Source organism: Ruegeria sp. AH12 (assembly GCF_056541465.1).
Genome location: NZ_JBQFYL010000017.1, coordinates 12,894 through 33,865 on the forward strand (window position 1 = coordinate 12,894; position 20,972 = coordinate 33,865).

At 57.8% G+C, this 20,972-nt stretch carries 33 protein-coding genes; 12 read left to right on the forward strand and 21 right to left on the reverse strand.

Going from position 1 to position 20,972, the window contains the following annotated elements; translation table 11 throughout:
- Positions 1 to 10: 10 nt before the first annotated feature.
- Complete coding sequence (locus ACR0EL_RS18550; protein WP_480501530.1) at positions 11 to 820, reverse strand: division plane positioning ATPase MipZ; 810 nt, start codon at positions 818 to 820, stop codon at positions 11 to 13.
- Positions 821 to 1,038: 218 nt separating this feature from the next.
- On the opposite strand from ACR0EL_RS18550, the gene ACR0EL_RS18555 reads away from it, so the two are divergent.
- Entirely contained in the window at positions 1,039 to 1,926 is an 888-nt protein-coding gene (locus tag ACR0EL_RS18555) for an AEC family transporter (RefSeq protein WP_480501531.1), read from the forward strand.
- A gap of 63 nt (positions 1,927 to 1,989) precedes the next feature.
- On the opposite strand, the gene ACR0EL_RS18560 is transcribed toward ACR0EL_RS18555, so the two are convergent.
- The 3 genes from ACR0EL_RS18560 to rplS form a co-directional block, all read right to left on the reverse strand.
- Positions 1,990 to 2,211, reverse strand: coding sequence for a hypothetical protein (locus tag ACR0EL_RS18560; protein WP_480501532.1), 222 nt, complete (start codon positions 2,209 to 2,211; stop codon positions 1,990 to 1,992).
- Between the two features lie 161 nt (positions 2,212 to 2,372).
- Positions 2,373 to 2,594: a 50S ribosomal protein L31 gene (gene rpmE / locus ACR0EL_RS18565; protein WP_267366773.1), complete on the reverse strand. Its 222-nt coding sequence runs from the start codon at positions 2,592 to 2,594 to the stop codon at positions 2,373 to 2,375.
- Between the two features lie 11 nt (positions 2,595 to 2,605).
- Positions 2,606 to 2,989, reverse strand: a complete 384-nt coding sequence (rplS, locus tag ACR0EL_RS18570; RefSeq protein ID WP_170531453.1) for a 50S ribosomal protein L19 — start codon at positions 2,987 to 2,989, stop codon at positions 2,606 to 2,608.
- A 373-nt stretch (positions 2,990 to 3,362) separates the two neighbouring features.
- Between rplS and ACR0EL_RS18575 the strand changes: the two genes are divergently transcribed.
- Complete coding sequence (locus ACR0EL_RS18575) at positions 3,363 to 4,166, forward strand: glycoside hydrolase family 25 protein (RefSeq protein WP_480501533.1); 804 nt, start codon at positions 3,363 to 3,365, stop codon at positions 4,164 to 4,166.
- Positions 4,167 to 4,225: 59 nt separating this feature from the next.
- Here the strand turns inward: ACR0EL_RS18575 and trmD are convergent, their stop codons facing one another.
- The 12 genes from trmD to ACR0EL_RS18635 all read right to left on the reverse strand — a co-directional run bounded on the left by trmD (position 4,226) and on the right by ACR0EL_RS18635 (position 11,717).
- Positions 4,226 to 5,035, reverse strand: a complete 810-nt coding sequence (gene trmD / locus ACR0EL_RS18580) for a tRNA (guanosine(37)-N1)-methyltransferase TrmD (RefSeq protein ID WP_480501534.1) — start codon at positions 5,033 to 5,035, stop codon at positions 4,226 to 4,228.
- Positions 5,032 to 5,847, reverse strand: coding sequence for a hypothetical protein (locus ACR0EL_RS18585; protein ID WP_480501535.1), 816 nt, complete (start codon positions 5,845 to 5,847; stop codon positions 5,032 to 5,034). Before ACR0EL_RS18585 ends, trmD begins: the two co-directional genes overlap by 4 nt.
- Positions 5,847 to 6,350 carry a ribosome maturation factor RimM gene (gene rimM, locus ACR0EL_RS18590; protein WP_480501536.1) on the reverse strand — a complete coding sequence of 168 codons (504 nt, stop codon included), beginning with the start codon at positions 6,348 to 6,350 and terminating at the stop codon, positions 5,847 to 5,849. Before rimM ends, ACR0EL_RS18585 begins: the two co-directional genes overlap by 1 nt.
- Positions 6,343 to 6,492 carry a hypothetical protein gene (locus ACR0EL_RS18595; protein WP_480501537.1) on the reverse strand — a complete coding sequence of 50 codons (150 nt, stop codon included), beginning with the start codon at positions 6,490 to 6,492 and terminating at the stop codon, positions 6,343 to 6,345. The genes rimM and ACR0EL_RS18595 overlap by 8 nt, the downstream gene beginning before the upstream one ends.
- A 3-nt stretch (positions 6,493 to 6,495) precedes the next feature.
- Entirely contained in the window at positions 6,496 to 7,131 is a 636-nt protein-coding gene (bluB, locus tag ACR0EL_RS18600; protein ID WP_480501538.1) for a 5,6-dimethylbenzimidazole synthase, read from the reverse strand.
- Positions 7,132 to 7,143: 12 nt separating this feature from the next.
- Positions 7,144 to 7,539 (reverse strand): 30S ribosomal protein S16, encoded by a 396-nt coding sequence (rpsP, locus tag ACR0EL_RS18605; RefSeq protein ID WP_480501539.1) that lies wholly within the window; start codon positions 7,537 to 7,539, stop codon positions 7,144 to 7,146.
- A 42-nt stretch (positions 7,540 to 7,581) separates the two neighbouring features.
- The gene (locus ACR0EL_RS18610) at positions 7,582 to 7,878 is read right to left on the reverse strand and encodes a chorismate mutase (protein ID WP_039541590.1); all 297 of its coding nucleotides are present in this window, start codon (positions 7,876 to 7,878) and stop codon (positions 7,582 to 7,584) included.
- The gene (locus tag ACR0EL_RS18615) at positions 7,875 to 8,414 is read right to left on the reverse strand and encodes a GNAT family N-acetyltransferase (protein WP_353013289.1); all 540 of its coding nucleotides are present in this window, start codon (positions 8,412 to 8,414) and stop codon (positions 7,875 to 7,877) included. The genes ACR0EL_RS18610 and ACR0EL_RS18615 overlap by 4 nt, the downstream gene beginning before the upstream one ends.
- Positions 8,411 to 9,001, reverse strand: a complete 591-nt coding sequence (locus ACR0EL_RS18620) for a GNAT family N-acetyltransferase (protein WP_480501540.1) — start codon at positions 8,999 to 9,001, stop codon at positions 8,411 to 8,413. Before ACR0EL_RS18620 ends, ACR0EL_RS18615 begins: the two co-directional genes overlap by 4 nt.
- Positions 8,998 to 9,534 (reverse strand): GNAT family N-acetyltransferase, encoded by a 537-nt coding sequence (locus ACR0EL_RS18625; protein ID WP_480501541.1) that lies wholly within the window; start codon positions 9,532 to 9,534, stop codon positions 8,998 to 9,000. Before ACR0EL_RS18625 ends, ACR0EL_RS18620 begins: the two co-directional genes overlap by 4 nt.
- Before the next feature lies 1 nt (position 9,535).
- Complete coding sequence (gene ffh, locus ACR0EL_RS18630) at positions 9,536 to 11,038, reverse strand: signal recognition particle protein (RefSeq protein ID WP_480501542.1); 1,503 nt, start codon at positions 11,036 to 11,038, stop codon at positions 9,536 to 9,538.
- A 160-nt stretch (positions 11,039 to 11,198) separates the two neighbouring features.
- On the reverse strand, positions 11,199 to 11,717 hold the full coding sequence (locus ACR0EL_RS18635; protein WP_480501543.1) for a hypothetical protein: 519 nt from the start codon (positions 11,715 to 11,717) through the stop codon (positions 11,199 to 11,201).
- Between the two features lie 89 nt (positions 11,718 to 11,806).
- Between ACR0EL_RS18635 and ACR0EL_RS18640 the strand changes: the two genes are divergently transcribed.
- Entirely contained in the window at positions 11,807 to 12,337 is a 531-nt protein-coding gene (locus ACR0EL_RS18640) for a prolyl-tRNA synthetase associated domain-containing protein (RefSeq protein ID WP_480501544.1), read from the forward strand.
- Here the strand turns inward: ACR0EL_RS18640 and ACR0EL_RS18645 are convergent, their stop codons facing one another.
- A complete protein-coding gene (locus ACR0EL_RS18645) occupies positions 12,338 to 13,078 on the reverse strand; it encodes an aspartate/glutamate racemase family protein (RefSeq protein ID WP_480501545.1) in 741 nt (246 codons plus the stop codon). It abuts the gene before it with no gap.
- 69 nt (positions 13,079 to 13,147) lie between these two features.
- Positions 13,148 to 13,729, reverse strand: coding sequence for an FMN-dependent NADH-azoreductase (locus ACR0EL_RS18650; protein ID WP_480501546.1), 582 nt, complete (start codon positions 13,727 to 13,729; stop codon positions 13,148 to 13,150).
- A 117-nt stretch (positions 13,730 to 13,846) separates the two neighbouring features.
- On the opposite strand from ACR0EL_RS18650, the gene ACR0EL_RS18655 reads away from it, so the two are divergent.
- From ACR0EL_RS18655 to ACR0EL_RS18670, 4 genes are all read left to right on the forward strand, one after another.
- A complete protein-coding gene (locus ACR0EL_RS18655) occupies positions 13,847 to 14,728 on the forward strand; it encodes a LysR family transcriptional regulator (protein ID WP_480501547.1) in 882 nt (293 codons plus the stop codon).
- The gene (locus ACR0EL_RS18660) at positions 14,721 to 15,635 is read left to right on the forward strand and encodes a DMT family transporter (protein WP_480501548.1); all 915 of its coding nucleotides are present in this window, start codon (positions 14,721 to 14,723) and stop codon (positions 15,633 to 15,635) included. The genes ACR0EL_RS18655 and ACR0EL_RS18660 overlap by 8 nt, the downstream gene beginning before the upstream one ends.
- 65 nt (positions 15,636 to 15,700) lie before the next feature.
- Positions 15,701 to 15,973 carry a hypothetical protein gene (locus ACR0EL_RS18665; protein WP_480501549.1) on the forward strand — a complete coding sequence of 91 codons (273 nt, stop codon included), beginning with the start codon at positions 15,701 to 15,703 and terminating at the stop codon, positions 15,971 to 15,973.
- Positions 15,974 to 16,058: 85 nt separating this feature from the next.
- Positions 16,059 to 16,472 (forward strand): universal stress protein, encoded by a 414-nt coding sequence (locus tag ACR0EL_RS18670; RefSeq protein WP_480501550.1) that lies wholly within the window; start codon positions 16,059 to 16,061, stop codon positions 16,470 to 16,472.
- Here ACR0EL_RS18670 and ACR0EL_RS18675 read toward each other — a convergent pair.
- A complete protein-coding gene (locus tag ACR0EL_RS18675; protein WP_480501551.1) occupies positions 16,465 to 16,806 on the reverse strand; it encodes an ArsR/SmtB family transcription factor in 342 nt (113 codons plus the stop codon). The genes ACR0EL_RS18670 and ACR0EL_RS18675 overlap by 8 nt on opposite strands.
- Positions 16,807 to 17,037: 231 nt before the next feature.
- Between ACR0EL_RS18675 and ACR0EL_RS18680 the strand changes: the two genes are divergently transcribed.
- From ACR0EL_RS18680 to ACR0EL_RS18700, 5 genes are all read left to right on the forward strand, one after another.
- Complete coding sequence (locus ACR0EL_RS18680; RefSeq protein WP_170531415.1) at positions 17,038 to 17,370, forward strand: AtpZ/AtpI family protein; 333 nt, start codon at positions 17,038 to 17,040, stop codon at positions 17,368 to 17,370.
- 2 nt (positions 17,371 to 17,372) lie between these two features.
- Positions 17,373 to 18,131, forward strand: coding sequence for a F0F1 ATP synthase subunit A (locus ACR0EL_RS18685; protein WP_480501552.1), 759 nt, complete (start codon positions 17,373 to 17,375; stop codon positions 18,129 to 18,131).
- A gap of 69 nt (positions 18,132 to 18,200) precedes the next feature.
- Entirely contained in the window at positions 18,201 to 18,425 is a 225-nt protein-coding gene (locus ACR0EL_RS18690) for a F0F1 ATP synthase subunit C (RefSeq protein ID WP_005981269.1), read from the forward strand.
- A gap of 86 nt (positions 18,426 to 18,511) precedes the next feature.
- On the forward strand, positions 18,512 to 19,063 hold the full coding sequence (locus ACR0EL_RS18695; protein WP_480501553.1) for a F0F1 ATP synthase subunit B': 552 nt from the start codon (positions 18,512 to 18,514) through the stop codon (positions 19,061 to 19,063).
- A gap of 5 nt (positions 19,064 to 19,068) precedes the next feature.
- Positions 19,069 to 19,629 (forward strand): F0F1 ATP synthase subunit B, encoded by a 561-nt coding sequence (locus ACR0EL_RS18700; RefSeq protein ID WP_353013313.1) that lies wholly within the window; start codon positions 19,069 to 19,071, stop codon positions 19,627 to 19,629.
- A gap of 74 nt (positions 19,630 to 19,703) precedes the next feature.
- Here the strand turns inward: ACR0EL_RS18700 and ACR0EL_RS18705 are convergent, their stop codons facing one another.
- Together ACR0EL_RS18705 and ACR0EL_RS18710 are read right to left on the reverse strand one after the other, a co-directional pair.
- Positions 19,704 to 20,183: a metal-dependent hydrolase gene (locus tag ACR0EL_RS18705; protein WP_480501554.1), complete on the reverse strand. Its 480-nt coding sequence runs from the start codon at positions 20,181 to 20,183 to the stop codon at positions 19,704 to 19,706.
- The gene (locus tag ACR0EL_RS18710; RefSeq protein WP_480501555.1) at positions 20,183 to 20,953 is read right to left on the reverse strand and encodes a FadR/GntR family transcriptional regulator; all 771 of its coding nucleotides are present in this window, start codon (positions 20,951 to 20,953) and stop codon (positions 20,183 to 20,185) included. The genes ACR0EL_RS18705 and ACR0EL_RS18710 overlap by 1 nt, the downstream gene beginning before the upstream one ends.
- Positions 20,954 to 20,972: the final 19 nt, after the last annotated feature.

Below are 20,972 nucleotides of genomic sequence, written 5' to 3' on the forward strand. Positions count from 1 at the left end.
CGTCGAGCGATCAGAAATCGATTTCCACACCCGGCAAGTTCAGCTCGCGCATCATGTCGCGCAGCTCTTGCCGGGCGGCGATGTTTGAGATGTTCAGCTGTTTAACCCCGATGTCCTTGAGGTCCAGCAAGGTCAGCCCGCGGGGAAACAACTCGCGGAAAATCACACGTTCTGAGAAGCCCGAAGCAACGCGGAAGCCGATGCGCTGCGATAGCAGCTCAATCGCGCGCTGCATCTTTTCCTTGTTGACCATGCGCTGGGTCCCGACCCTGTTTCGCACGACCACCCAATCGATGGGTTTCAGACCGGCCTGTGCCCGCAGCTGTCGCGCGTTCCAGACCATTTCGGAATAGACCGAGGGTCCAAGAATCTTTTCACCCTTTGAATCGATCCGCGCCAGCAGGTCGAAGTCGATGAAACTGTCGTTCAACGGTGTGATCAACGTATCTGCCAGCGAATGCGCCACCTGGCTGAGCCGTGTATGCGATCCCGGGCAATCGATCAGAATGAAATCACTGTCGCTTTCCAGTTCGGCCACAGCGGCGGACAGACGGTGATCATAGATATTCTCACCGGGTTTCAGCGTGCTCGCGTCGATCTCAGGCAGGTCGTGGTGCAACGGGCTGGGTAGTGTTAGATCGCTGCTTTTCAGAAAATTGCTGCGGTTCTCAAAATAGCGGCCAAGGCTGCGCTGGCGCAGGTCCAGATCCAAGGTGCTGACCTTATTGCCCAGACGGGCCAGTGCCGTTGCTACATGCATCGAGACGGTCGATTTCCCGGCGCCGCCCTTTTCATTCCCGACTACAATGATATGTGCCATGCTTGTATTCCCAAGTCCCGCCGTGCTTGTCTACACGTTGTTAGAACCCACTATATGTTGTGTCTGAGGGGATGAAAAGAACCTCTGACCGTGGTTTGTGGCGATATCCAAGACAATTTTGGAAAACTCAACACCCTTCGCGGGTTAACACGGGGTGCTTGCTAAACTGGTGCGGCTAATTCACGGTCCAATCAAAGGCCGGGCAGGGAGTTTTGGGTTTGGAGCATCTGTTTCTGAACGTTTTCAACGTCGTTTTACCGGTGCTGATCTGCGCAGGCATCGGGTACGGATTGGCGCTGACCAAAACGCCGTTCGACAATAAGGTGATTGGGGGGATTGTCTCGAAAGTCGGCTATCCAACACTGATCATATCTCATCTGGCGGCCACCAATCTGGATGTGAGTAGGTTTCTGGACATGATGAGTGCTGCGGCTTTGGCCGTGGCGGGATTTGGCGTTTTGGGATTTGTCGCACTTAAGATGCTGCGCCTGCCGGTGCGCGCTTTTTTGACGCCATTGATGCATGGCAATGTAGGCAATATCGGCCTGCCGATCACGCTCCTGGCGTTGGGGGACGCGGGTATGGCTTATACGATGGCGTTTGTCGTTGTGGTGTTGATCAGTATCTTCACGGTGGGTATGTGGATCCCCGCCGGAGAATTCTCACCCAAAAAGTTAGCGACTTCGCCGATCATCTATGCGGTGGCGGCATCGCTGATCCTGATGAGTACAGGCACAAGCTTGCCGCAACCAATTGCCAAGTCGTTCGATATCTTGGGTGGATTGTCTATCCCGTTGATGCTCCTGACGCTGGGCCACACGCTTGCTACGTTGAAGATATCTAGCCTTGGGCGCGCTGTTTTGTTGACCGGGCTGCATCTTGTCATGGCCGTCGGGATCGCCAGCGCGCTGATCTGGTTCTTTGGCTTCACCGGCACAGAACGTGGGGCGCTGATCCTGTGCTGTCTGATGCCGTCTTCGGTTGCGACCTATCTGTTCATTGACCAGCACTTGCCGGAATATGGGCCCGATGTAGCCGGGTTCATTCTCGTGTCGACACTCACGACCATCCTTGTGCTGCCAGTAGCACTTTCCATTTGGGTATGAGTCTATGGCGCGATTGATCTGGTGCTGTGACTTCTGTCCGCAAAACTGAAGACAACTTTGTTTCTAGACCATCGTCGGTGGCGCGGGCTGACTGCTGTCCCAGTTCTCGATCAGCAAGGACAGTGGGAAATCTGGTGTGAACGGGCCCCAAAGGGGCATACCTTCCACTAAGTTCTCCTCCTGCGGAGAAACGTCAGTGTCGTGATCCATTGGGCCTGCAACAGCAGCGTGGGACAGTAGAGCCGCAGTTGCTGTGACGGCGAGCAATTTGGTTGGCGATAGCATTGCAACCTCCTGGGTAACACTTTGGCACCCTTTAAATGTTTATGCGATCTGTCTTCCTCATGGGCAGTAGATTACGATTTCTTAATTCAAACACGCAGCGGACGTTCCAAAGAAAAAGGCCGCCCTAAGGGACGGCCTCTCGCATTCGAACCGGGTCAGACTTAGAAGCCCAAACCTTCGTATTTCTTTTTGAATTTCGACACGCGACCGCCAGCGTCCAACAGGCGCGACGAGCCACCGGTCCATGCGGGATGCACGGAGGGGTCGATTTCCAGAGCCAACTGATCGCCTTCGCTGCCCCAGGTGGATTTCATCTGAACAACGGTGCCATCGGTCATTTTGACGTCGATGACGTGATAATCGGGATGGATGTCTTTTTTCATCTTTCCGTTCCTTACGCTTCGGCGCCAGCTTTGGGCTTGTAATTGGTGACTTCTGCGATACGTGCGGATTTACCGCGACGGGTGCGCAGGTAGTACAGTTTGGCGCGACGGACGCGGCCGCGGCGGACAACGGTGATGCTGTCGATGTTGGTCGAATGCAGTGGGAACACACGCTCCACGCCTTCGCCAAACGAAATCTTGCGAACGGTGAACGAACCGGCGATCCCTTCGCCGCCCTTGCGCGCGATGCAGACGCCTTCGTAGTTCTGCACACGGGTGCGCGACCCTTCGGTCACCTTATAACCGACACGAATGGTGTCGCCGGCTTTGAAATCGGGGATGTCTTTCCCCAGGGCGGCAATCTGTTCCGCCTCTAGCTGTGCGATCAGGTCCATCGCATTTACTCCTATCTGCTCGTGGTTGGTCCACGAAGTTTGGGCACGGGCTGAGAGCTCTTGGTCTTCACCGGGTCCTGCGAACAGCCCGCCAGAGGTCAGATCGAATGTTCCTTTTGCCTGGTCCGCTCCTGTCGCGCCTTGGCTGAAGAAAGCCGGGCGTCACGTCAGACAACAAACCAAAACACCGGAGTCGCATCTCGCGGCACCGGATTGCGCTGCTTTAGGGGGTTTGACGGCAGGGATCAAGCCTAAATTGCAGGCGTCGCCGGTAAGATTTCGCCGCTTTGAAACTGCGCCGTTGCCTTGGCGGGTGGTTCAGGCATTCTGGGGCCAATTCAACGAGCAGTTATTTCAAAAACAGGACAATGTCATGCGGTTTCCCGTTTTGCTGGCGTTTGTGGGCCTTACCGTGATCTCATGCGGGCGACCGGGGCCGCCACCGCAAGTTGTCGAGCAGGTTCCAGGCGTGGATCGAACCGCCCCGTCGGTGATCTATCCGGATTTCGGTGACGCCGACCCGCACGATTGGGAGGGGCGGCATCCTGGGCTTTATCCTGTGCATGGGTTGGATGTGTCCCGCTGGCAGGGGCCGATTGATTGGCGCCAGGCCAAAGCCTCAGGTGTCAGCTTCGCCTTCCTTAAGGCGACCGAAGGCGGTGACGTTGCAGATCCGCTGTTCGAGGATCATCGCCGGGGCGCGCAGGCAGCGGGCGTGCCGTGGGGAGCGTACCACTATTACTATTTCTGTCGGTCTGCGCGGGAACAGGCGCGTTGGTTCATACAGAATGTGCCTAAAGGCGCAGACCTGCCGCACGTGCTGGATATGGAATGGACGCCACATTCAAAGACCTGCACCTTACGCCCCGATGGCCGCACCGTCCGGGCCGAGGCGCAGCGCTTTCTGGACATCCTTGAACGCCACTATGGCCGCAGGCCCGTCGTCTATACCACCGTGGATTTTTACGAAGACACTCAGATCGGACGCCTGCCCAAAACCGATTTCTGGCTAAGGTCGGTTGCCGGGCATCCCAGCAAGGTCTACCCGCAGGCTGTTTGGCGCTTTTGGCAATACACCGGCACCGGGTTGGTGCCGGGAGTTCAGGGCAAGGTGGATATCAATGTCTTTCACGGAACGCCCGAGACCTGGACCTATTGGAAGGCAGGTACACCCTGAGGCCTTGCGCGCCGCATTGCTGGTTCTGAAGTCGAACCCTGACGGCGAAAATCGCCGGGTTAGTCGGAGTCCTCATCGGAGGGCCGGTTGTAGTCTTCCCAGATGTCCGGACGTCGTTCGCGAGTGATCTGTTCGGCCATCTGATGCCGCCATTCGGCGATGCGTCCGTGATGTCCGGACATCAGAATCTCGGGAATCGGGCGGCCCTTCCATTCGGCTGGACGGGTGTATTGCGGATGTTCCAACAGGCCTGACGAAAAGCTCTCTTCTTCGGTCGAGGCCTGATTTCCCAGAACGCCAGGGATCAACCGCACCGTGGCGTCGATCAAAGCCTGAGCGGCAATCTCGCCCCCGGTCATCACGAAGTCGCCCAAGGATACTTCCTGAACGCCATAATGCTCCAATACGCGCTCGTCCACACCTTCGAACCGACCGCAGAGCAATGTCATCCCATCGCAGCGGGCCAGGTTCTGCATCATCCGTTGATCCATGCGCTTGCCGCGCGGGCTGAGGTAAATCAGCGGCCAGTTTCCCCGGATACCGGCCATCGTATGTTCGATGGCAGGCCCCAGTACGTCGGCGCGCAGGACCATGCCCGCGCCCCCACCTGCGGGTGTGTCATCGACGTTTCGATGTTTGCCGATCCCGAACTGTCGCAAGTCCAGGGTTTCCAGCTGCCACAAACCGTCCTGTAGTGCTTTGCCCGTCAGGCTTTCACCCAAGACGCCGGGAAATGCGGCCGGGAACAAGGTTATGATCTTGGCCTTCCACACCCCATGCAAATCCGGTGTGGGCATCATCAACTCACGTGGTTTCAAGGTGGGGCGGATGGCTTTGCGTCCGTGGGATTTGCTTGGTTTCTCGGTCATGTCTGATCCGCTAACGCGCGCCGGGCGCTTTTGATAAGGGCTTTCTTCCGCGCAACCAGCGCTGTGTCCTCCAACGAGGAGCGATTGAGTGCCAGCAATTCGGTCAGTGCATCCTGCGGCAGACTGGTGTTGGACTTTGACGGCGGTTCAAGCTTGGACGCTTTGTCTTGCGGCAGCCCCAAAAACTCTGCGAAGGGGGTGCCGGGGCCAAAGCGGGTTTCTTGCAAATGCTCCAGCCATCTTGTCTGCACATGCACTTCGGGAAGTCTTTCCTGGATTCTGTCGGCGACAGTCGGCAAATCTGGAAGATGATCCAGCGCCGCGCAAAATGCATCGAAATCCTCAACCAGGCGTCGTCGCTGCAGATCATGGGCCCAAAGGCTGCGCAGCCATTCAGAGCGTTCGCGCAGCGACAGATAAATGGTGATGTCGACCTCGTCCCCGATCAGTTGGCGGCGAATGGTGCCCACCAATGTCGATGCAAGCTCGGGTGTGGCGGCGTAGCCTTCGGCGCGGTTTCTGCTTGGCCGCAGGCCGCCAAAGTTTTCCTCGCTGAGGATCAGACCCCGGCGGGTTCCAAAATCGATCTGCTCCAAAAACGTGTTCATCTTGCTGCCGAATGTGGCCAGAGTGTCGTCCAGCCGGTAGACCGAATGGCGCGTCGCCGCATTTGCCAGGCCCGATTTCCGAGTTTTGTATGGCAAAACCAGTGAAAAATGCGGCCAGATCAGCTCGCGATTTTCATAGAGAAAGGATTGTGCCGCAGTGGTGCCGGTTTTGTGCAGCCCAAGATGCAGCAGAACGCGCCGCATCAGATCAGCCCCTCGGGCGGGTCTGCAACGATGCGGCCCTTGTCCAGATCGACTGTCGGCACCGCCTCAAGCGTGAAGGGCAGCAGGACAGTTGATTTCAGCCCCGGCCCGTGCAGTTCCAACAGGTCGGCTGCACCATGGTTCTGAACAGATTTCACCTGTCCCAGCAGGGTGCCGCCGGTGTCAAAAACCTCAAGTCCGATCAGGTCGGCATGGTAAAACTCGTCATCGGGCAAAGATGGCAATTGATCGCGGCGTGCAAACACGCGCAGGCCCTTCAAATCGTCTGCCTGTTCCTTGGTCTCTACTCCGCCCAATCGTGCGGCGAAACCGTTCTTGATAGTGCGGGTCAGAACCAAAGGATAGCGTTCTTTGCCAGCTTCGTCGGTCAGGGGGGAATAGCTCTCGATATCCGATGGTTCAGCGCAATAGCTTTTCAGCCGCACTTCGCCGCGCACCCCGTAAGAGCCCGCGATGGTGCCGACACAGATCAGATCACTCATTTGCACCACCCGAAGTTACGCATATGCCGCTTTTCCACTCTCCCAGACCCTCGCAGGCTTCGCGTTGATTGCTGCGTTCATAGAACACACCGACAATAAAGGCGATCACCAGCAGGATGGGAAGGCGTAACAATCCAAACATCAGCTATCGTACCTCGATGGCAAGAGCATCATCCCGGCATTCCCAACCCGTCCGTTCCAGTTCTGGCGTGTCCGAGGGTTCTTCCGGCCAGCCGATGCAGAAATACCCAATCAGACGCCATGAGTCTGGCGCGTTAAGATCCCGGCTCAGCAGATCGGGGTCCAGAATGGATACCCAACCCAGGCCAAGCCCATAGCTGCGCAGGGTCAGCCAGAACAGGGTAACGGCTGAGACGACAGAATAGCGTCGCATCTCGGGCATGGACGCAGCCCCCAGCCCAAGCCCCTTATCGGTGCTGTCATCGCAGAATACCGCCAGTTGCACCGGGGCCTCTTGCATACCTGAAAGCTTCAATTGGCTGTAAAGCCGCGCTTTTTCACCGGTATAGCCTTTAAGGGCCTCGGCGTTTGCGGCTTGGAAATTTTTCAAAGCCGCATCGCGTGCGGCTTGGCTTTCGACGCGGATGACGCGCCAGGGCTCGCTGAGCCCCACCGAAGGGGCCAGTCGAAACGCGTCGAGGCAGCGCGTCAGCACCGCCTCGTCAATCGCGTCAGTGCGGAACCGGCGCACATCGCGCCGGAGCCGCATCAACAGATCGAACTGCGTGCGAAAATCGTCGGGAAAAGCCTGATCCTGCACGCGCCCGCCTGCTTATTCTTCTGCTGTTGCAGCTTCTTCTTCAGCCGGTGCCTCTGCAGCTTCGGTTGCCTCAGCAGCCTTGGCAGCTTTCTCTTCCGCGCGTTCCTGAGCTTTCTTGCCCGGGGCCCCCTTGTTGGGGTTGTTGCGCTCGGCCTTGTCGCGTGCGCCGGCTGCTTCCAACATACGCGCAATACGGTCGGTGGGCTGTGCGCCCTGATCCAGCCAGTACTGGATGCGCTCCATGTTCATTTTCACGCGCTCTTCGCTGTCTTTCGGCAGCAGCGGGTTGTAGGTGCCCAGTTTCTCGATGAAACGGCCGTCGCGCGGCATGCGGCTGTCAGCAGCCACGATGCGGTAGAAGGGACGTTTTTTCGAGCCGCCGCGGGCGAGACGAATTTTCATTGCCATGGTGGTATCTCCTTTAGATGGCGTATCCGGCGTAGGTGCCGGTTAGTTCTGATGTTTCTTGTGGTGTCGGATGACTTCCTGAATGATGAAATTCAGGAAAGCCTTGGCGAAATCGGGGTCCAGATCGGCCTCTTTCGCCAGGTCTTCGAGCCGTGCGATCTGCGCTGCCTCGCGCGAAGGATCGGACGGGGGAAGGTCGTGTGCGGCCTTGAGCTTGCCAACAGCCTGCGTGTGCTTGAACCGCTCGCCCAGCGTGTAGACAAGGATCGCGTCCAGCCGATCAATGCTTTCGCGATGGTCTTTCAACAACGCGGCAGCTTGTGTCACGGGGTTGGTCATTGGCCGGTCCTTTCGGTGGTCAAGTCAATCTGCGGGTGGCGCCAGATCTGAGCGTGTTTGCCCAAAAGCTCAGCTCTCTCAATCTCAAGCGTTGCGCCAAGCCGTTCAGCCAAAGCGCGCGAGCGGTCGTTTGCGTGGGCGATGTAAGAGATCACACCATTCAAGCCCTGATGCCGCGCCGCATAGTCGCGCGCTGCTTCCGCAGCCTCGAAGCCCAGTCCTTTGCCTTCGGCTTCAGCCATCAGCGTCCAACCCAGCTCGGGCTCGGCCCAGCCGGGGGCGTCGATCATGCCGGCCCAGCCTACGAATGCGCCGCTGGTCTTTTCGGTCAGGTGCCACAAGCCAAAGCCTTTTAGCGCCCAGTGTCCAAGGCGTTTCACCAGCGAGTCCCAGCTGCCCTGCTCATCCTTTGGCCCGCCAACCATATGGCTGCGTTCAGTTGCGAAAAACGCGGTCATCGCAGGCAGGTCGTCCTGATGCGGCGCACGCAGGATCAGACGCTCGGTTTCAACGGTCGGAATAGTGAACGAGGTCATGTGTAGGCCTCCATCCCGCCATCGCCATCGGTGGCGAGGTGGCGATACACCAAGGTAACGCCGTCCTCTTCAACGATCTCGCGTTCAACAAAGGCGCCAAGCCGTTCTGCCAGACGTTGAGAGCGTTCGTTCCCTTTGACGACAAAACTCGCCAAAGTGTCCCAACCAAGTTGCTCGAACGCAAAGCCGCGTGCAGCGCCTGCGGCCTCAAACGCATAGCCGTGGCCTTCACCTTCCTCAGTGAAAATGAAACCAAGTTCTGGCTCTGGGTCTTCCGGCTCGAAGCCGAGAACGACAAAGCCCAGCAGTTGACCGCCTGCCTTCGCTTCAACCGACCAAAGGCCATGGCCACGCAGCGACCAGATGGCGACCATCTGAGCGAAATCATACCACGCGTCTTCACGCGACATGACTGTTAGGTACCGCGCGCGCGGACTGGCCACGATCTGGGCGTAGGTGTCGAAATCCGACAACTGCGGCGCGCGCAGAACCAGACGCTCGGTTTCGAGCGTTGGAAGCGCACCCGCCACCCGAGCCGCCAGCTCAGCCCCTTGCGCATTTGGAGCGGCTTCAAATCGGAAGGTCATGCGCAGGCCTCCGATCTGCCTTGCCGCTCATCCGGGTGAGAGTGGCGATAGACGACATCTTCGGGAGACGGGCGCGCTGCGCTTGGGTCTTCAATTGCCCCAAGCCGCTTGGCCAGTGCGATTGAATGGGTGTTAGGCGCGTCGATATAGCTGACCAGAGTCGTCAGCCCGGTGTTCTGAAACGCCCAATCACGCGCGGCACAGGCGGCTTCAAATGCATAGCCCTTGCCTTCAAATCCGGGGAAAATGCACCAACCGATTTCGGTTTCCGGGAATTTCGGGGGCTTGTTGATCCCGACCTGACCAATGAATTCACCGGTTTCCGTCAGATCGACGGCCCAAGCGCCAAATCCGAGAAACTGCCAACTGGCCACGTCCGAGCCCAGCATCGACCACAGGTCCTGCGCCGAGTACGGCCCATCCATGTATTTCGCCCAATCGGTCGCAAACAGCTTCGCCATCGGCTCGAAATCCTCAAGCCGGTGGTGGCGCAATGTCAGGCGCGTGGTGGATATGGTGGGCGCAAGGGTCACGTTACTTTTTCTTCCCAAAGCCGCTGAGGCCCGGTGGCAGGGCCATACCGCCGCTCATACCAGGCAGGCCGCCGCGTCCACCCATCGCCTTCGCCGCCTGTTCCAGCGCCTTGGGGTCCATGCCGGCGGCCATGTCTTCGGGTGAGGGGCCGCCTTTGCCGAACATGCCTTTCATGGCCTGTTTCAACATCTTGCCTTTGCCCATCTTGCCCATCTTCTTCATCATGTCCGACATCTGCCGGTGCATCTTGAGCAGTTTGTTGAGGTCGCTGACCTCCATCCCTGAACCCGCAGCGATGCGTTTCTTGCGGCTGGCTTGCAGCAATTGCGGGTTGGCGCGTTCGCGTTTGGTCATCGACTGGATCAGGGCGATCTGACGCTTAAGCACCTTGTCATCCATGCCCGCTTCTTCGACCTGTTTGGCCATCTTGCCCATGCCCGGCATCATGCCCATCATGCCCTGCATGCCGCCCATCTGGATCATCTGCTCCAGCTGCATTTTCAGGTCGTTCATATTGAACTGACCTTTGACCATGCGCTTCATCATGCGCTCGGTCTGTTCCATCTCCATCGTTTCCTGGGCCTTTTCGACCAGGGCCACGATGTCGCCCATGCCCAGAATACGACCGGCGATCCGGTCCGGCTCGAAGGTTTCGAGCGCGTCCATCTTCTCGCCCAGACCGACAAAGCGGATGGGCTTGCCGGTGACCGCGCGCATCGAAAGCGCTGCGCCACCGCGCCCGTCACCGTCCATCCGGGTTAGAACCACGCCCGAGATGCCCACCTTGGCGTCGAACTCCTCGGCGACCTCAACGGCGACCTGACCGGTCAGGCCGTCAACGACCAGAAGGGTCTCGCGCGGGTCGACGACGTTGCGGACTTGTTCCACCTCGTCCATCAGCACTTGGTCGATGTGCAGACGGCCCGCGGTGTCGAGCATGTAGACGTCATAGCCACCCAGCGTGGCCTGCTGCTTGGCGCGCTTGGCGATATCAACCGGCGATTGGCCCGGCACAATCGGCAGCGTGTCTACACCAACCTGCGCGCCCAGAACCGCCAACTGATCCATCGCCGCCGGGCGATAGACGTCCAGCGAGGCCATCAGGACCTTTTTGCCCTCTTTCTCTTTCAGGCGTTTTGCCAGCTTACCGGTGGTGGTGGTCTTACCGGAACCCTGCAGACCGACCATCAGGATCGGGGCAGGCGGGTTGTCGATCTTCAGCGCGCCGGGGTCTTCCTCGCCACGCAGGGTATCGACCAGAGCGTCGTGCACGATCTTGACGACCTGCTGGCCGGGCGTGATCGATTTCGTCACCGCCTGACCGGTGGCCTGTTCCTGCACCTTTTTGACGAATTCGCGCGCCACCGGCAGCGAGACGTCGGCCTCAAGCAGGGCAACGCGAACCTCGCGCAGGGCGGTCTTAACGTCTTCTTCGGACAGAGCGCCTTGTTTCGTCAGCCGGTCAAAGACGCCGGAAAGGCGTTCGGATAGATTTTCAAACATGCCTTCGGCCTCCTTAGCCGGTTATCTGGTGGCGCTTCTCAGATAAGAAACACCGGTTAAATACACAATTGCCCCCACGGGCGAAACTCGCTGGTGGGGGGCGATCCCTGAACGACTCAAGGGACCGGAAGATCATACGCTTCCGGATGTTGGTGGCGACTTAGGCCGATTGGCTGGCAGAGTCAACCTTGCGAGCCGGAAGCCAGTCATTGATCGCATCAACCAGCCTTTGCGCGCCGCGCCCGCTGGAATAAGCCTCAACAATGGGATGGCGTCCGGCGCTCATGCCTTCATCCAGTATTAGGACAGGGCGATAGAGGGTCGATGTACCATTGTCGCTACGCGAGGTCGTGCTTTCGGTTTCCGCGTGCGAGAGGTGCGAGAGCTCATGTTCCACCGCATCATACCCAAACACAGACTGTCTGCGGATCAGGATGCTGTTTTTATTGCGATCCAGTATGACTTGCACGCGGCGGACAAAGGCGCAAAATGCGCCAAAGCCCATGCCTCCGCCAAATAGCGCGAAGAAAATGCCGAAGAAGATACCTTCGCCACCATCACTAGCCATGAAGACGCCCGCACCGACAAAGGCCAGAATGAAAAAGACAAGCGTGATGCCGATGAACCATGGCGTATTGGACAGGATCAGTTGGCTCGGAGTGTTGCGCGTGACTTTCATGGCGGCACGCTAGCATCGAAAACTGAGCCTGTCGTGGCTTGAATTTAGCTCTCGGTTGAGCGATGAGCGCGTCATACGAGGAGGTTCCGATGGTCGCATCATCAGCTTTTCAGGATACGTTGCCGCTTAGCTCGGATGCGTTTTTGGCACAGCTGGATGAATGGGGGCTGTCCTATCGGCTGCATACGCACATCCCGCTGCGCACCGTTGAAGATGCCAAAGGGGTCGAGGGCCAGTTCATGGTGCCGGGTGAAAACACGCTGCGGCTTAAGAACCTGTATCTGCGCGACAAGAAAAAGCGGAACTATCTGGTGACGCTGGAACAGAGCCGCGAAATCGACCTTAAGGCGTTGGGCGCGGAGTTGGGGATAGGTAACCTGTCCTTCGGCTCGGCGGATCGGTTGTTTCAGAATCTGGGCATTCGCCCAGGCGCGGTTAGTCCGCTGGCGATGATCAACGGGGTTGAGAACAACGTTAAGTTCTTTATGGACGCAGCCGCCAAGCAGGCCGATGTCATCAACATGCACCCTTTGGTCAACGACCGAACCGTCGTTTTGTCGCGCGAAGATCTGATGGCGTTCTTTGATAAGATCGGGTGCGAGGTGACCTGGCTGCCCTGATCACTCCTCAAGCGCTTCGTTCAAAGCGGCAGCGACATGGGCGGCAGAGGGATTGACAAACAAATGGCCATCCGCCTCGAACACCGGATCGTCCAGATGGTCAGGGAAGGCCAGAGGCAACTCGGTACAGGCCAACAGCACTGCGGTGCCGGGTTCAGCATGCCGGTTGCAGAAGGCCACCAATCGCGCGCGTGCCGTATCTGACGCGCCGCCGTAGAAATCACTGTCGATCATGGCCTGCATCTCAGCGATGTCTGCCTCCGGCAGTGTGTCATTTGCCGAAATACTTTCTTGGGCCAGACGATCTGCGTAGTTTCGGGCCTGCATTGTGACGCTTGTCCCTAGCACCAGCGCTGTCTTGCAACCGGTGGCTTTCGTCACCTCCGCGGTCGCGTCGAAAATGCTCAGGATCGGCATCGTCACACCCTGGCGGATTGCATGAAGTCGTGCATGGGGGGTGTTCGACGCAATGATGCCAAAGTCACAGCCAGCGCGCTGGAGCGTCATCAAAGCGTCACGGAATACCGCATCAAAATCTTGCCAACTGCTTTCATCGCCAGCGACTCCGCGCAAGGCGCGGGTTTTGGCTTGCGTCACCGACTCGATTGTCATTGGTGGCACAGGCAGCGGCGACCCGTGGCCACGTGCTGCGAAATGTCGGGCAGAGCCTTCTGCAATGGCCCGATAATAGTCGACGGTCGAAGCCCAGCCAACGCCGCCAAGTATTCCGATCTTCTTCATGGTCTATGCCCAACCCGCAGCCAGTCCGAGCTTCAGATTGGACATTTCTGATTAGATTGGCCAGACCGATTAAGCCGCCAGTTCCAAGACTGCTTTATGCGCGTTCTGAACTGAAGTGTCCGGGTCGATTGCCAGCTGGTGAGCGGCAACCACATCGACATCATGAATGCCAATAAAGCCCAAAACATGTTTTGCGTAGCCAGTTGCGAAATCGACCTCGGATCCAATGGCGGTACCGCCAGAAGCAATGGCCAGAACGGCGCGCTTGCCCTCTAGCAGGCCTTTGGGACCGTTTTCACTGTAGGAAAAGGTCAGGCCAGCCCGCGCCACCAGGTCGATCCAAGCCTTGAATGCTGCGGGTACCGAGAAGTTGTAGATTGGCAAACCAATGACAATTGTATCAGCTTGCTGAAGCTCTTCAACCAGTTGATCTGATAAGGCCAGTTGATCCCTTTGCACCGCATCGCGCTGATCGGCGGGAGTGAAGTTGGCCGCGATCCAGTCTTCAGTTAACAGTGGCAGCGGTGATGCCAGATCACGCCGGATAATCCGGCTCGCCCCCAGGTGCTTGACGATGCGGTCAGACAGGTCTCGGGTCGCAGACCCGCTGCGGCGGGCCGAGGCGTCAATGTGCAGGATGGTCTTGGTCATTTTCATGTCCTTTGGTCGAGAGTTATCTTACGACCGATGATATGAATATTGTTTTTTCGAACAAAACTCGAATATACCAACATCTAATGTTAGAAATTGCACAATAGTGAAAGCGCTATGGACAACTGGGACGAAGTGAGAACGGCCTATCAGGTAGCTCGGATGGGTACTGTCAGCGGTGCTGCCGATGTATTGGGTGTACACCATGCGACCGTCATTCGGCATATCGATGCGATTGAGGCTCGGTTAGGGGTGAAGCTGTTTCAACGTCACGCCCGCGGGTACACGCCGACCGAAGCAGGTGAGGATCTGCTGAGGGTGGCCCAGGCGACCGAGGATCAGTTCAACCAGCTTGTCGGGCGGATGAAGGGCCGTGGCGACGATGTCTCGGGCGAGTTGGTGGTGACGTCGTTGTCATCGCTCGTACCTTTATTGGCTCCTGCGCTGAGCGAGTTCCAGCAAGCCCACCCGGACCTGATTGTGCGCTATCTGACCGGAGATCGCTTGTTTCGGCTGGAATATGGCGAGGCGCATGTTGCCATCCGTGCCGGGTCAGCGCCGGATCAGCCGGACAACGTGGTCCAGCCTTTTGTGACGCAGGATGTGGGGCTATATGCGAGCAAGGACTACATCGCCCGCCGGGGCAAGCCGGAGAGTATTGAAGAATTTCCGCAGCACGCTTTTGTCGGCAATGATGACGAAAACAGCCGCGCGCCTTTTTCGCAGTGGTTGCGAGCCAATGCCCCGGCCGAGGCGCTGACATTTCGTTGCTCGAACAATTTCACTGTGGCCGAGGCGGTCAGGGCCGGGGCCGGGATCGGGTTTATGGCCCGCTGGGAAGCCGCCAGATACCCGGATCTGGAAGAAGTGATGAAGAGCCTGCCGGAATGGGCTGGAAAGCTGTGGCTGGTGACCCATGTCGATCTGCACCGCACCACCAAGGTCCAGGCTTTTCTGAAATTCCTAAAGGCGAAGTCCAAGGAATGGATCTGTGACTGAGCAAACCCGTGGCCATCTGGCCATGCTGGTCTTTTCGGCGCTGGTGGCGGGCAGCTTTTCGCTGGGTTCGATGATCGCGAATGAGATTGCGCCAGCTGCGCTGAATGCCGTGCGCTTTGGGATCGCCGCGGTCGTGATCGGTGTCGCTGCCTTTGTGACGACCGGTGTATCACGCGCGGCGCTGCAAGCGCCCTGGCGCTATCTGGTGCTAGGAGGTTTGTTTGCCACCTATTTCGTATTGATGTTCTATGGCCTGCAGACGGCCCCACCGGTCAGCGCAGCGGCTGTGTTTACTCTCACCCCTGTCTTGTCGGCTATTGCCGGATGGGTCTTGTTGCGTCAGGTCACAACCCCAAGGATGGCGCTTGCGCTTTCTGTGGGGGCCACCGGCGCGCTATGGGTGATCTTTCGCGCCGATTGGCAGCTTTTCCGTGCCTTTCAGATTGGCCAGGGGGAAGTCATCTATTTTGTTGGCTGTGTCGCTCATGCGATCTACACGCCAATGGTGCGCAAGCTGAACCGTGGTGAACCTGCGGTCGTGTTTGCCTTTGGCACTTTGGTTGCGGGGTGCGTCTTATTGGTGGCATTTGGCTGGTCAGATTTGGTTAGCACCGATTGGTCGCGCTTGCCGACCATTTTCTGGATCGGTCTTTTGTATGTCTCCTTCTTCGCCACGGCGGTCAGCTTTGTGCTGGTACAGTTCGCGGCGCTCAGGCTGCCCTCGGCAAAGGTTATGGCCTATACTTATCTGGTGCCCAGCTGGGTCATCCTGTGGGAAATCGCCCTTGGCAACGGCGCCCCAACAGGGTTGATCATCATCGGCATCGCGCTGACCGTCTTGGCCTTGCTTTTGCTGTTGAAGGAAGAAACGCCCAGCACAAGCGCTGTTCAATACAGTGCGGATTGAGGCTTGCGTTTGCACCCAAGTTTGACACCATTCTACCGATGAAAAATGACTATGGGAGCAGTGGAATGAAATCCACCCTATCGGGGGTAGTCTTGGTGCTGCTGGCCGCTTGCGGCCAAGGCGGTTTGCAGGGCTCAGGCGACGAGACAACCATGCAAGCCAGTTGCGAGGCATTAGTTTCGGCTGAAAGCGGTGTGCGTATTGACGCTGTCAAAGCGCAAGAAACCCAAAAGAACCCGACCGGGTCTGTCACAACGGTTCTGGCCGAAGGCCAAAGCGACCCGTGGTCATGTTCCGCTGACCAAACAGGTGTCATCACCAGCATGATACAGGGCTAAACTGGCGCCAAAACCTCTGTTGAGGCAGATCAAGGCCCCGAAATGACCAGGTGTCTATGCTTTTCCGTAAGGAGAGGAGGACACCATGTTTCAACATATCATGATCCCAGTAGACCTTCATTTGCCGCCCGAGGTCCATAAGGCGATTGCCGTGGCCGGTGACATCGCCAAATGGCAGAACGCACGGGTGACCCTTGTCAGTGTGACCGGAACCCAGCCTGGGGATGTGCCGGTGTCCGAAGACTCGGTTACCGAGGGGCTAGCTGCGCTTTCCAAGGATCTGACGGCGAAAGCTGGTGTGCAGGTCGAAACCCGAAATATCCATTCCGTCGATGTCGCGGCAGAGGTGGATGGCGATTTAGCGCGCGCGGCTGAGGATTTAGGGGCCGATCTGATCGTCGTGGGCACCCATGCACCGCGCATAACAGACTATATCTTCTCAAGTCATGCCGGGTATCTGGCGAAACACGCCAAGGTGTCGGTCTTTGTGGTCAGGTAGGACCATCCTCCGACGTGGGCAGTTCCGTTTCCAAAAACCGTTCAAACGCATCCAGGTTGACCGGCTCGAACTGCCCGAAGCCCTGCATCCAGACCGAGGCGGCTCGTAGTGCGTCTGGCTCCAGCTTGCACCACTTAACCCGGCCGCGTTTTTCCTGAGAGATCAGCCCGGCTTTGGTCAGAATGACCAGGTGCTTCGAGATGGCCGCCAGCGACATCTCGAACGGCTCGGCCACATCCGTCACGGCCATATCATCCTCAAGCAGCATCGCAAGGATGGCGCGCCGGGTCGGATCGGCAAGCGCCGCGAACACGGTATCCAGATCATTAGACATGGCCCGCTGAACCATACTGCCTGGGTTTGGTCAACCGATTGGTTGAATATCGGATTTTGCTTTGATTTCCGGTGGCAGTGGGCATCCGCGTCGATTTGCTTGCGAAGTAAGGTGTGAAAATCATATATAAAACAATAGGTTAATATGCGGCAATTCGGGCATTCTATAGCGTTGACTCTGTGCCTCTTCGCCCTTAGCACCTAGCCTCAAGACTGTGCGAGGAAAACGCCTTTGACCGATGATGACCAAAAGCAGCGTATGGCGCAGCTGGAGGCCAAGATCGACGCGGCGAAAAAGGCCAAAGCGCCCAAGCCCCGCGCAGATGCTGACGTGTCCGGGGGCGAGCTTGCCTGGAGGATGGTCATCGAAATGGTATCCGGTCTGGGGATCGGATTTGGCATCGGATACGGGCTGGACAGCCTGCTCGGGACGATCCCGATCTTTCTGGTGCTGTTCACATTGTTGGGCCTTGTCGCGGGCGTGAAGGTTATGCTCCGCAGCGCGAAAGAGGTTCAAGAGAAGCAAGCGGCGGCTGAGGCGGCCGAGAAGGACGAGAGGGACTGAACGTGGCAACTGAGACCACCGCAGCAGAAGGCAGCAGCCTGGTTTTCCACCCGATGGATCAGTTCATCGTTAAGCCGTTGTTCGGCGACGGTGCGGTTGGCATGTTCACGATCACCAACGTGACGCTGTGGCTGTTCCTTGCGATCGTGGCGATCATTCTGCTGCTGATCGTGCCGACCTCGAAGCGCGCGATTGTTCCGACCCGGATGCAGTCGGTCGCAGAACTGGCCTATGGCTTCATCTACAAGATGCTGGAAGACATCTGCGGCAAGGAAGGCGTCAAATACTTCCCCTATGTCATGACCCTGTTCATGTTCATTGTATGCGCAAACTTCCTGGGCATGATCCCAATGTCCTTTACCACGACATCGCATTTTGCGGTGACCATCCCGCTGGCGTTGGCCGTGTTCCTGACTGTGACCGTTTTGGGTTTCGTCAAGAACGGAGCGGGCTTCCTGAGCCTGTTCTGGGTCTCTAGCGCCCCTCTGGCGCTGCGCCCGATCCTGGCGATCATCGAGCTGATCTCGTACTTCGTGCGCCCGGTTAGCCACTCTATTCGTCTTGCCGGTAACGTCATGGCAGGCCACGCTGTGATCAAAGTATTCGCAGGCTTTGCCGCGATTGCCGTGATCTCGCCCGTGTCCGTTCTGGCGATCACCGCAATGTATGGCCTTGAGGTCCTCGTGTCCTTCATCCAGGCCTACGTCTTCACCATTCTGACCTGTGTTTACCTGAAGGACGCTTTGCATCCGCATCACTGATCAGGGGTAACCCTGAGCACAGGAACGATAACCCAACATCGAAACTTCCAATTCGTAAGGAGAAACATCATGGAAGGCGATCTCGCACACATCGGCGCAGGCCTGGCAGCAATCGGTTCCGGCGCAGCCGCAATCGGGGTGGGCAACGTTGCAGGCAACTTCCTGGCCGGCGCCCTGCGCAACCCTTCGGCGGCTGCTTCGCAGACCGCAACCCTGTTCATCGGTATCGCGTTCGCAGAAGCCCTGGGGATCTTCGCATTCCTGGTCTCGCTGCTGCTGATGTTCGCCGTATAATCTGCGGAACCTGATCCTTACGCGCAGGTGGGTCCAAGCCATAGCGGCCCACCTGTTGTAAAGACAAGTTTCCGACGGAGGATATCATGGCGACTGAACCCATTACAAAAGAGGTAGCCGGCTCGTGCGTCGACTCCTATGGCTCTGCCATCGGGATGCCGCAGCTCTGCTTCGATTGGTTCCCCAACCAGATTTTCTGGCTGGTCATTACGCTGGTCGTCATCTTTTTGGTCCTGTCTCGCGTGGCCCTGCCGCGTATCGCGGCAATCCTGGCCGAACGTCAGGGGACCATTACAAATGACCTGGCTGCGGCCGAAGATCTGAAGGCCAAAGCGGTCGAGGCCGAAGAGGCCTATAACAAGGCGCTGGCCGATGCCCGTGCCGAGGCGCAGCGGATCGCTGCCGAAGCACGCGCAGAAATTCAGGCTGATCTGGATGACGCAATTGCCACGGCGGATGCGGAAATCGCTGCCAAAGCGGCTGAATCGGAAAAGGCAATTGCTGAAATCCGTGCCGGCGCGCTGGAAAGCATTCAAGTGGTTGCCAAAGATACGGCGGCTGAATTGGTGACAGCACTGGGCGGCGAGGCGGATGCCAAAGCCATCGACGGTGCGATCGACGCGCAGATGAAAGGATAAGTGACATGCGGAACACTCTTGCCCTTATCTTGACTTTCGGCGCTGCCAGCCCAGCCTTGGCGGCCAAAGGCCCGTTCTTCTCGTTGGGTAACACGGACTTTGTTGTCCTGCTGGGCTTCATCGTCTTCATCGCGGTTTTGTTCTACTTCAAGGTCCCCGGTATGATCGGCGGCGCTTTGGACAATCGTGCCGAGGGCATCAAGTCGGAACTGGACGAAGCCCGCGCACTGCACGAAGAAGCCCGCAGCCTGCTAGCCTCGTACGAGCGTAAGCAGCGCGAAGTGCAGACGCAGGCAGACGCCATTGTGGCCGCCGCCAAGGAAGACGCAGTCCGTGCTGCTGAACAGGCAAAGGTCGATCTGGAAAACTCAATTGAGCGTCGTCTGGCGGCTGCTCAGGACCAGATTGCATCGGCGGAAGCCTCGGCTGTGAAAGAAGTCCGCGATCAGGCGATTTCTGTGGCAGTCTCGGCAGCCAGCGCGGTTCTGGCCAAGCAAATGAGCGCGGCGCAAGCCAACAAGCTGATTGACGCGTCCATTGCGGATGTGGGTGAAAAACTGCACTGATCACCCGGATCACATGATCTGAAAAAACCCGAGGGCTGCGAAGCACTCGGGTTTTTTTGTCCGGAATATGATTTTCACAGTGATCTGCGCCACCTCGCCACAAGCACGATCAGAGCGACCACGGTGATCAGGATCTCAACCTTGAACGTCCAATGATTGAGAAAAGACAATATCCAATGAGAATGTGTCGTCTGTACCGTTACCAATGGGTAAGTGGCGTTCGAAAACGGCCACAACCAGGTAACTTCACCCGTGATTGAATCCAGCAGCAGGTGAACCAGACCGCCGGCGCCGAGGAAGGTTAGAAATGTCCCGACCCAATATTGCCATTGTCGGATCAGCAGACCCGCCAGCAGAAAGCCCGCCCAGATGATCGGGCGGTGGGTCAGATAGGAATGATGGTGATGCCCTCGATCATCGATAAGATAGAACCAAAGCATGTCGATATCGGGTGCGACGGCCCCGATCATTGCGGCTGTGAAAGCAAGTTTGCCAAGGTTTGGCGCAGTAGCCCGGAAGATCAGATAAGCCCCCGGCAGATGCCCGATGAACATCAAGCCTCTCCAGTCTCGTGCTTCAACCTCTGCTGGGCGATCTCTTCGTTGCGTAGGGCCTTCTGCTGATCCTGCATGCAGCGCTCGACAAAATCCAGATGCAGTTCGACTGCAACGCGCGCTGCATCCGGGTCACGGCTTTGAAGGGCTGCATTGATCGCCCTGTGCTGATCCAGCAAAGCATCGCGCGTGGCGCGTTGCTGGAACATCATCTGGCGATTGTAGAATACGCCTTGGCGCAGCAGATCATACATCGATCGCATCATATGCAGCATAACCACGTTGTGGCTGGCCTCGATGATCGCCATGTGAAATTCAGCATCCAGTTGTGCCTCGTCCTCGGGGGCGTTGCGATCATGTGCGGATTGCATCCGGTTGAAAATCGTCTGAACTACTTTCAGATCACTGTCGGACCCCAAGCGCGCCGCACGTTCCGCAGCCAAACCCTCCATGTCACGTCGAAAGGACAGGTAGTCGAACACAGCCTCGTCATGGCTGCTGAACAGACGGATCAAGGCCGGTGAAAATGCCGACCCCAGCACTTCGGCCACATATATCCCTGACCCGGCTTTGGGTGTCAGTAACCCCTGTTCCTGCAAGTTGGAAATGGCGTCTCGCAACGACGGGCGTGATACGCCCATTCGGTCTGCCAGCTCGCGCTCGGACGGCAGTCGCTCACCTGGGCGCAGGATGCCGCGCAAGATCAGCAACTCGATCTGGCGAACGACGGCCAGAGATAGTTTTTCGGTCTGAACTTTTTGAAAAGGCATAGACGTTCCAAAATTGGTC

Excerpts from the sequence above, each read along its gene's own strand:
- ACR0EL_RS18610 (WP_039541590.1), bottom strand. The coding sequence starts at position 7,878 with ATGACCAACCCCGTGACACAAGCTGCCGCGTTGTTGAAAGACCATCGC.
- ffh (WP_480501542.1), bottom strand. The coding sequence starts at position 11,038 with ATGTTTGAAAATCTATCCGAACGCCTTTCCGGCGTCTTTGACCGGCTG.
- ACR0EL_RS18595 (WP_480501537.1), bottom strand. The coding sequence starts at position 6,492 with ATGTTTGGATTGTTACGCCTTCCCATCCTGCTGGTGATCGCCTTTATT.
- ACR0EL_RS18550 (WP_480501530.1), bottom strand. The coding sequence starts at position 820 with ATGGCACATATCATTGTAGTCGGGAATGAAAAGGGCGGCGCCGGGAAA.
- ACR0EL_RS18575 (WP_480501533.1), top strand. The coding sequence starts at position 3,363 with ATGCGGTTTCCCGTTTTGCTGGCGTTTGTGGGCCTTACCGTGATCTCA.
- ACR0EL_RS18640 (WP_480501544.1), top strand. The coding sequence starts at position 11,807 with ATGGTCGCATCATCAGCTTTTCAGGATACGTTGCCGCTTAGCTCGGAT.
- ACR0EL_RS18620 (WP_480501540.1), bottom strand. The coding sequence starts at position 9,001 with ATGACCTTCCGATTTGAAGCCGCTCCAAATGCGCAAGGGGCTGAGCTG.
- ACR0EL_RS18650 (WP_480501546.1), bottom strand. The coding sequence starts at position 13,729 with ATGACCAAGACCATCCTGCACATTGACGCCTCGGCCCGCCGCAGCGGG.
- ACR0EL_RS18700 (WP_353013313.1), top strand. The coding sequence starts at position 19,069 with ATGCGGAACACTCTTGCCCTTATCTTGACTTTCGGCGCTGCCAGCCCA.
- ACR0EL_RS18675 (WP_480501551.1), bottom strand. The coding sequence starts at position 16,806 with ATGTCTAATGATCTGGATACCGTGTTCGCGGCGCTTGCCGATCCGACC.
- ACR0EL_RS18705 (WP_480501554.1), bottom strand. The coding sequence starts at position 20,183 with ATGTTCATCGGGCATCTGCCGGGGGCTTATCTGATCTTCCGGGCTACT.
- ACR0EL_RS18615 (WP_353013289.1), bottom strand. The coding sequence starts at position 8,414 with ATGACCTCGTTCACTATTCCGACCGTTGAAACCGAGCGTCTGATCCTG.
- ACR0EL_RS18670 (WP_480501550.1), top strand. The coding sequence starts at position 16,059 with ATGTTTCAACATATCATGATCCCAGTAGACCTTCATTTGCCGCCCGAG.
- rpsP (WP_480501539.1), bottom strand. The coding sequence starts at position 7,539 with ATGGCAATGAAAATTCGTCTCGCCCGCGGCGGCTCGAAAAAACGTCCC.
- rpmE (WP_267366773.1), bottom strand. The coding sequence starts at position 2,594 with ATGAAAAAAGACATCCATCCCGATTATCACGTCATCGACGTCAAAATG.
- rplS (WP_170531453.1), bottom strand. The coding sequence starts at position 2,989 with ATGGACCTGATCGCACAGCTAGAGGCGGAACAGATTGCCGCCCTGGGG.
- ACR0EL_RS18690 (WP_005981269.1), top strand. The coding sequence starts at position 18,201 with ATGGAAGGCGATCTCGCACACATCGGCGCAGGCCTGGCAGCAATCGGT.
- rimM (WP_480501536.1), bottom strand. The coding sequence starts at position 6,350 with ATGAGTGATCTGATCTGTGTCGGCACCATCGCGGGCTCTTACGGGGTG.
- ACR0EL_RS18655 (WP_480501547.1), top strand. The coding sequence starts at position 13,847 with ATGGACAACTGGGACGAAGTGAGAACGGCCTATCAGGTAGCTCGGATG.
- trmD (WP_480501534.1), bottom strand. The coding sequence starts at position 5,035 with ATGACCGAGAAACCAAGCAAATCCCACGGACGCAAAGCCATCCGCCCC.
- ACR0EL_RS18560 (WP_480501532.1), bottom strand. The coding sequence starts at position 2,211 with ATGCTATCGCCAACCAAATTGCTCGCCGTCACAGCAACTGCGGCTCTA.
- ACR0EL_RS18665 (WP_480501549.1), top strand. The coding sequence starts at position 15,701 with ATGAAATCCACCCTATCGGGGGTAGTCTTGGTGCTGCTGGCCGCTTGC.
- ACR0EL_RS18645 (WP_480501545.1), bottom strand. The coding sequence starts at position 13,078 with ATGAAGAAGATCGGAATACTTGGCGGCGTTGGCTGGGCTTCGACCGTC.
- ACR0EL_RS18695 (WP_480501553.1), top strand. The coding sequence starts at position 18,512 with ATGGCGACTGAACCCATTACAAAAGAGGTAGCCGGCTCGTGCGTCGAC.
- ACR0EL_RS18585 (WP_480501535.1), bottom strand. The coding sequence starts at position 5,847 with ATGCGGCGCGTTCTGCTGCATCTTGGGCTGCACAAAACCGGCACCACT.
- ACR0EL_RS18635 (WP_480501543.1), bottom strand. The coding sequence starts at position 11,717 with ATGAAAGTCACGCGCAACACTCCGAGCCAACTGATCCTGTCCAATACG.
- ACR0EL_RS18710 (WP_480501555.1), bottom strand. The coding sequence starts at position 20,953 with ATGCCTTTTCAAAAAGTTCAGACCGAAAAACTATCTCTGGCCGTCGTT.